The 6,590-nt window shown below is 70.0% G+C and carries 7 protein-coding genes and 1 pseudogene; 5 read left to right on the top strand and 3 right to left on the bottom strand.

From position 1 onward, the window contains the following. Nucleotides 1-315 (bottom strand): annotated as a pseudogene (locus tag G6017_RS05225) (pyruvate kinase); the annotation flags it as partial. A 270-nt stretch (nucleotides 316-585) separates the two neighbouring features. Between G6017_RS05225 and G6017_RS05220 the strand changes: the two are divergent. After that, nucleotides 586-789 (top strand): cold-shock protein, encoded by a 204-nt coding sequence (locus G6017_RS05220; RefSeq protein ID WP_007629661.1) that lies wholly within the window; start codon nucleotides 586-588, stop codon nucleotides 787-789. A gap of 376 nt (nucleotides 790-1,165) precedes the next feature. On the opposite strand, the gene msrA is transcribed toward G6017_RS05220, so the two are convergent. Beyond that, on the bottom strand, nucleotides 1,166-1,843 hold the full coding sequence (gene msrA, locus G6017_RS05215; protein WP_179524213.1) for a peptide-methionine (S)-S-oxide reductase MsrA: 678 nt from the start codon (nucleotides 1,841-1,843) through the stop codon (nucleotides 1,166-1,168). A gap of 104 nt (nucleotides 1,844-1,947) precedes the next feature. Between msrA and G6017_RS05210 the strand changes: the two genes are divergently transcribed. Next, nucleotides 1,948-2,121, top strand: a complete 174-nt coding sequence (locus G6017_RS05210; protein ID WP_179524212.1) for a hypothetical protein — start codon at nucleotides 1,948-1,950, stop codon at nucleotides 2,119-2,121. Nucleotides 2,122-2,136: 15 nt separating this feature from the next. On the opposite strand, the gene G6017_RS05205 is transcribed toward G6017_RS05210, so the two are convergent. After that, nucleotides 2,137-2,577 (bottom strand): NUDIX hydrolase, encoded by a 441-nt coding sequence (locus G6017_RS05205; RefSeq protein WP_304813335.1) that lies wholly within the window; start codon nucleotides 2,575-2,577, stop codon nucleotides 2,137-2,139. A gap of 160 nt (nucleotides 2,578-2,737) precedes the next feature. Here G6017_RS05205 and G6017_RS05200 point away from each other — a divergent pair, with 160 nt between their 5' ends. The 3 genes from G6017_RS05200 to G6017_RS05190 all read left to right on the top strand — a co-directional run bounded on the left by G6017_RS05200 (nucleotide 2,738) and on the right by G6017_RS05190 (nucleotide 6,459). Further along, the gene (locus G6017_RS05200; RefSeq protein WP_031265000.1) at nucleotides 2,738-3,340 is read left to right on the top strand and encodes a superoxide dismutase; all 603 of its coding nucleotides are present in this window, start codon (nucleotides 2,738-2,740) and stop codon (nucleotides 3,338-3,340) included. A gap of 195 nt (nucleotides 3,341-3,535) precedes the next feature. Beyond that, nucleotides 3,536-5,614: a neutral/alkaline non-lysosomal ceramidase N-terminal domain-containing protein gene (locus G6017_RS05195; RefSeq protein WP_182616245.1), complete on the top strand. Its 2,079-nt coding sequence runs from the start codon at nucleotides 3,536-3,538 to the stop codon at nucleotides 5,612-5,614. A gap of 77 nt (nucleotides 5,615-5,691) precedes the next feature. After that, nucleotides 5,692-6,459, top strand: coding sequence for an SDR family NAD(P)-dependent oxidoreductase (locus tag G6017_RS05190; RefSeq protein ID WP_179524210.1), 768 nt, complete (start codon nucleotides 5,692-5,694; stop codon nucleotides 6,457-6,459). Nucleotides 6,460-6,590: the final 131 nt, after the last annotated feature.

The following is a 6,590-nucleotide window of genomic DNA, read 5'->3' as shown; positions in this document are numbered from 1 at the left end:
CGCCGCTGCCGTGGTGTGACGGTCGGCGAAGCGCGTCGGGTCCTGCCCCCCGAGCGCGGCCAGAGCGGCACGGGCGGCCCGGAGTGCCGCCTCCACGTCGTCCTCGCAGCCGACGAGCGGGGACACGCCGGCGTCGAGCAGTCGGTCCTGCAGATCCCGGAGGTCGTGCCGGCGCAGGGTCGCGTAGTCGACGAGGTTCAGGGCGCCCCCACGGTGGGTCGGGTCCACCCGCTCCATGTCCCGTGCCCGTCCGGCACGGCCGGGGCCGAGGTCTCCCAGGAGGGAATCGAGTTCGCGGGTCAGGTCGGAGTACACCCGCCCAGTCTCGCCGTCGGACGCCCGTCGGAACGCCCTGGAACCGAGGTGGAACGGCGAATTCACCTGCCGGACACCCCGTGGGGGTGACGGACCGGCTCTGAGACTGTAGGGTTCTGCTCAGTAGTTGAAAACGTACGTTGTATTTCTGTAGATCCACCGTTCTTGCGAGAGAACGATGCGGCACCGCAGGGAAACACACAGCACGCTCTCTGCTGCATCATCTGGTACTCCGACAAGCGGAGTGCCGACTCTCGAAAGGACGCCAATATGGCTACCGGCACCGTGAAGTGGTTCAACGCTGACAAGGGCTTCGGCTTCATCGCCCCCGACGACGGCTCCGCCGACGTCTTCGCGCACTTCTCCGCCATCCAGGGCTCGGGCTACCGCTCGCTCGAGGAGAACCAGCAGGTCTCCTTCGACGTCGCGCAGGGCGCCAAGGGCCTGCAGGCGGAGAACATCACCCCGATGTGATCTGACGTCAGAGCGATCTGACGCCGCATCGACGTGAAGGGCCCGGCCCGGGAGAGATCCCGGCCGGGCCCTTCCGCATGTCCCGAGCACACACCCGCTGACGGGACCGCCTCCCCACCACAGGGTGTGTCTGCCATCCGCCTCTGCGCCCCGTCATCCGCGCGCGCGGATGCCATCCGCCCGGCCTCTTCATGCGCGTGCGCAGATGCCATCCGCCCCTGGCCATGAACAGCGGCCCGCCCCACGGCTCACGCGGGAGTTCATGCCCGGGAGCGGATCTCGCCGAGGCGATCATCCGCGGGAGCGCCTGCCGCCCCGGGGACGGCAGGGGCAGGTGCGGGGCGGAAGGGGCCGAGAAGGCCGGTGCCCCGGGACCTCAGATCGGGCAGGCCACGCCGCTACGGACGTGGCAGTCGTAACCGCCGGGGTTCTTGACCAGGTACTGCTGGTGATAGTCCTCGGCGTAGGCGAACTCGCCGGACCGGACCTCTCCGAGCATCCCGAACTCGGTGGTCAGGGGCCCGCGGCCGGCCGCGTCCAGTTCCTTCTCATAGGCGGCCCCCAGTCGACGGGCCGTCTCCAGTTGCGCGGTCGTGGTGGCGAACACCGCGGACCTGTACTGCGTCCCCATGTCGTTGCCCTGCCTCATGCCCTGGGTCGGGTCGTGCCACTCGAAGAACGTGGCGAGCAGTCGCTCGACCGGCAACACCTCGGGGTCGAACACCACCAGGACGGCCTCGGTGTGGCCCGTCGCCCCCGTGCAGGTCTCCTCGTAGGTGGGATTGGGTGTCCACCCGCCCGCGTAGCCGACGGCCGTGGTCCACACCCCCTCGAGCTGCCAGAGGATCTTCTCCGCACCCCAGAAGCAGCCCATCCCCAGCGCCATCGTCTCGTACCCCTCGGGGAACGGCGGCACCATCGGGTTGCCGGTGACGATGTTGGTCGGCGCCACGGCGACCGGTTCGGACCTGCCCGGCAGAGCCGAGTCGGCGTCGATCACCTCGGTCGCCGTGCGCATCGTCGATTGTCTGATCGCGTCCTGTAGCCAGCCCATGGAGCCAGGGTAACCCCGCGGCGGCCGCGTGATCCGGACGTGATGTGACGAACACCATAGTTCGCGATAGGGTGGGCCGCAGATCGACCAGTGGGGAGCTCGACGTGACCGCTTCAAAGCCCGCCGCACAGCAGCTGCACGACATTCTCGACCGCGGCTCGTCCCAGCCCTTCGAGGGGTCGGGGTGCAGTGACCACGTCAGTCACCGGAACCTCGCCGTCAGCGTCCTCACCGCCGCCCTGCTGCTCCTCGCACTCATCGCGATCCTCGCCGTCTGATCGGCGGCCACCCCGTCACGCCAAGCCCTCGCGAGCGACCCTGACCAGTAGCGGAGCCCATGGCGCGCACTGGTCTTCCGGGAGTTGCGCGACGCCCCGGACCTCGGCGGACGTCAGCCAGCGGGCCTCGGCGATCTCCGCCCGGGGCTCCATGTCCTGTTCCGTCTCCGCGGCGAACACCTCGGAGACCAGCCTGAACCCGGGCTCGTTCGCCGTCGCGGTGTCGAACCGCCCGAGCGGGGTCAGGAGTTCCGGGGCGATCGTCAACCCCAGTTCCTCCCCGAGCTCGCGGACCGCGCAGGCCAGCGGGGACTCCCCCGGCTCCCACTTGCCTCCGGGGAGCATGAAGCGGTCCGTGCCCGTCTTGCGCACGGTCACCACGGCCCCGTCCGGCCGGGTCAGGACCACCGCGGAGACGGAGATGACGCGGACAGGGGTCGAACCGGAATGATCCACGCCTCCGATCATGGCAGGTCGGGCGGGTACCCACGGAGCCGCTGCGCCGGTGGCCGACACCGCCGGTGTGCGATCACTATGGTGGGAACCGGACGTCGTGACGGGCGCCATGGGCAGGTCCCACGCGCAGCCCGTCACCCAACTGAGAGGACTCACCACTATGGCCGAGTACGTTCTTCCCGACCTCGCCTACGACTACGGCGCGCTGGAGCCGCACATCTCCGCCGAGATCATGGAGCTCCACCACTCCAAGCACCACGCCACCTACGTCAAGGGCGCCAACGACGCGCTCGAGCAGCTCGCCGCCGCGCGCGAGGACGGCACCATCTCCACCAAGGCACCGCTGCTCAGCAAGAACCTGGCCTTCCACCTCGGTGGCCACACCAACCACTCGGTGTTCTGGCAGAACATGTCGCCCGACGGGGGCGACAAGCCCGAGGGCGAGCTGGCCTCCGCGATCGACGCCGAGTTCGGTTCGTTCGACAAGTTCCAGGCCCACTTCAACGCCGCCGCCACCACCCTGCAGGGGTCCGGCTGGGCGGTCCTGGGCTGGGACCACATCGGACAGCGCCTGATCATCCAGCAGCTGACCGACCAGCAGGGCAACATCTCGATCAACATGACCCCGCTGCTCATGCTGGACATGTGGGAGCACGCCTTCTACCTCCAGTACAAGAACGTCAAGCCGGACTACGTCAAGGCCTGGTGGAACGTCGTGAACTGGGCGGACGTCGCCGAGCGCTACGCCGCCGCCAAGAGCTGACCACCCCCATCCGACGAACGGGCCCCCGTGCAGCCGCGCGGGGGCCCGTCCTCGTTCACAGGGGTACCCGTCCTCGTCGCCCGGGTACCCGTCCTCGTCCACCCGGGGCCCTCCCCGGTCAAGCGTCCAGTTGGGTACTCTGACGTCCCATGAGGTGACCAAGGTCACCAGCCGCCCGAGCACCCTGGGAGCCCGATGCCGATGTCTCACCACGTCACCGACCGCCACGGAGCCGGTCATCGCGGCATCCGGCGCCGCACCGTCCTCGGTGGGGCCGCCGCCCTCGGCAGTGTGGTCGCACTGCACTCCGTCCTGCCCGCGGTCGCGCCCGCGCAGGCCACCCGGATGTACGTGGGGCGGGGCATCGGCGACATGACCGGGGAATCCCTCGGGGCCGGGATGAACGGGTATGCCGACACCGAGCAGCACTCCGTGGGTCTGCATCTGCGGCAGCGGGCCCGGGCGTTCGTCTTCGCCGACTCGCCGTCGTCACCCAGGTTCGTCCACGTGACCGCCGAGATCGGGCTGATCTTCCAGTCCATCCAACAGGAGGTCCTGCGACGCCTGTCCGCGGAGTTCGGCGACACCTATCACGAGGGGAACGTGGTCATCACGGCCACGCACACCCACGCCGCACCCGGCGGGACGTCCGGTCACCCGATGGTCGACCTGTCGATGCTCGGGTTCCGGCCCGTCACCTTCGACGCCAACTGCGCCGGGATCGTCGACGCCGTCAGAATGGCGCACCACGACCTCGCCCCGTCGAGCGTCGGGGTCACCACGGGCCACCTGTACGACGCGGGGGTCAACCGCTCCCGCGGCTCGTTCGACCGGGACACCGCCGACGAACGCGCGCACTTCCCCACCGGCATCGACCCCCGGTCACAGTCCCTGCAGATCACCAGGGGTGAACGGCTCGTCGGGGTGATCAACTGGTTCGCCTCGCACGCCACGTCCATGACCGCCGCCAACGCACTGTCCTCCTCGGACAACAAGGGGTACGCCGCCTGGTACTGGGAGCGCGAGGCCGCGGGCCAGGACTACCTGGCCGGCGGGACCCCGGCACTGGTGGCCGCCTTCGCTCAGACCAACCCCGGTGACGTCAGCCCCAACCTCGACCTCGAACCCGGGCGGGGGCCGACGCCGGACGAGTGGCTCAACACCCGTATCAACGGCGAGCGGCAGTTCGCCGCCGCGCGCGACCAGGTGGGCCGGAACGTCCGCCCGCTGGGTGGCGGGATCGACGTCCGCCACCGCTGGGTCGACATGTCGGCGGTCGACGTGCGGCCGGAGTTCACCGGCGACGGCCGCACACACCGGACCGCGGTGGCGGCCCTCGGTGCGGCGTTCGCCGCCGGCAGCCAGGAGGACGGCGGGGGCGCCGAGGAGCTGCCCTTCAACGAGGGTGACCGGGGCGGGAACCCGGAGGTCAGAGCCATCTCCGAGGTCGTGATCCCCGCCTGGCTACGAGAGGCGCACGGCGCCAAGGACGTGCTGCTTCCCGTCGGTCTTGTGCCGCACGCCATCCAACGTGTGTACCCGTTCCACCTCGTCCGGCTCGGCGGGCACTACCTGTTCAGCCTGGGTTTCGAGCCGACCGTCGTGGCGGGCCTGCGCCTGCGCCGCACCCTGGCGGCCGAACTCGCCGTCCCCGAGGACCACATCACCGTGCAGGGGTACTCCAACGCCTACGGGCACTACGTCACGACCCCGGAGGAGTACTCGGCCCAGAACTACGAGGGCGGAGCCACCGCGTTCGGCCCGTGGACGCTGCCCGCCATCCAACAGGTGGCCGCCGACCTGGCGCGCTCGATGCGGTCGGGATCCCCCCTGGACCCGGGCGCCTCCGAACGGGACCTCACCGGGCAGATCCCCGTCTCCCCCCTGGGCAACCCGCTCGTGGACACCCCGGCGCCGCTGCGGAACTTCGGAGACGTGCTGGACCCGCCCCTGCCCGGGTACCGGGTGGGGCAGCGGGTCGTGGTCCGGTTCTGCGGCACGAACCCCAACTCCGACCTGCGGCGGGGTGACACCTACCTCGCCGTGGAGCGCCGGGACGGCGGACGGTGGATCCGGGTCCACGACGACGGCGACTGGTCCACGATGATCGTGTTCGAGGGCCTGCTCACCGTGACCAACGCCCTCATCACCTGGGACATCCCCCCGGGGACACCGGCCGGCGAATACCGGGTGGTGTACACCGCCTCCGGTCGGGGCATCGACGGCCGACTGTTCCCCGTGCGGGGGGAGAGCCCGGCCTTCGACGTGCGCTGAACACGGTTCTGGAACACTGGGCCGGTAAGTGCTTGCACCTCCTAGTGCTCGCCTCCTAGAGAGAAAGGACATCGCCCGTGGACATCAAGGGTGCTTCCGTCATCGTCACCGGTGCCGCCTCCGGCCTGGGCAACGCCACCGCGCGCTCGTTCGCAGAGAAGGGCGCGATCGTCTTCGGCCTCGACCTCCAGCAGTCCATCGACAAGGCCGTCGAGCAGGGCATCGACGAGGGGATCACCCTCCTCCCCGCCGATGTGACCAGCGAGGACGACGTCAAGGCCGCCATCGCCAAGGCCACCGAGGCCGCCCCGCTGCGCGTCGTGGTCAACTGCGCGGGCATCGCCCCGGCCGCCCGCATCGTCTCCAAGAAGGGCGTGCACGCCCTGGACCTGTTCCAGACCTGCATCTCGGTCAACCTGGTCGGCACGTTCAACGTGCTGCGGCTCGCCGCCGAGGCCATGTCCACCCAGGACACGGTCGACGAGGACGGCCAGCGCGGCGTCATCATCAACACCGCCTCCGTGGCCGCCTACGAGGGCCAGGTCGGCCAGATCGCCTACGCCGCGTCCAAGGGCGGCGTGTACTCGATGGGCATCTGCGCGGCTCGCGACCTCGCCCAGTTCGGTATCCGGGTCAACACCATCGCCCCGGGGACCATCGAGACGCCGATGCTGCGTGGCCTGACCGAGGAGTTCCAGAAGACCCTCGAGGCCTCCATCCCGTTCCCGTCCCGCCTCGGCCGCCCGTCGGACTACGCGCAGCTGGCAGGCGCGATCGTCGAGCAGGACTACCTCAACGGCGAGAGCTTCCGTATGGACGGCGCCCTCCGCATGGCGCCGCGCTGATCCGAGCAGATGCGCGGAAAGGCCCGCCCCCAGCGGGGGCGGGCCTTTCCCGTGTACAGCGACGCGAGGTGGACGCGCGAGGCTCAGCCGCGACCGTTCGGGGTGTCCGGGCCCGGCGCCTGCGGGGCGGG

The organism is Dietzia sp. B44, assembly GCF_014145245.1.
Lineage (GTDB): Bacteria > Actinomycetota > Actinomycetes > Mycobacteriales > Mycobacteriaceae > Dietzia > Dietzia natronolimnaea.
The sequence above is the reverse complement of the archived record's forward strand: the minus strand, read 5'-3'. Positions and strand labels throughout refer to the sequence as shown.

Excerpts from the sequence above, each read along its gene's own strand:
- G6017_RS05220 (WP_007629661.1), top strand. The coding sequence starts at position 586 with ATGGCTACCGGCACCGTGAAGTGGTTCAACGCTGACAAGGGCTTCGGC.
- msrA (WP_179524213.1), bottom strand. The coding sequence starts at position 1,843 with ATGGGCTGGCTACAGGACGCGATCAGACAATCGACGATGCGCACGGCG.
- G6017_RS05200 (WP_031265000.1), top strand. The coding sequence starts at position 2,738 with ATGGCCGAGTACGTTCTTCCCGACCTCGCCTACGACTACGGCGCGCTG.
- G6017_RS05195 (WP_182616245.1), top strand. The coding sequence starts at position 3,536 with ATGCCGATGTCTCACCACGTCACCGACCGCCACGGAGCCGGTCATCGC.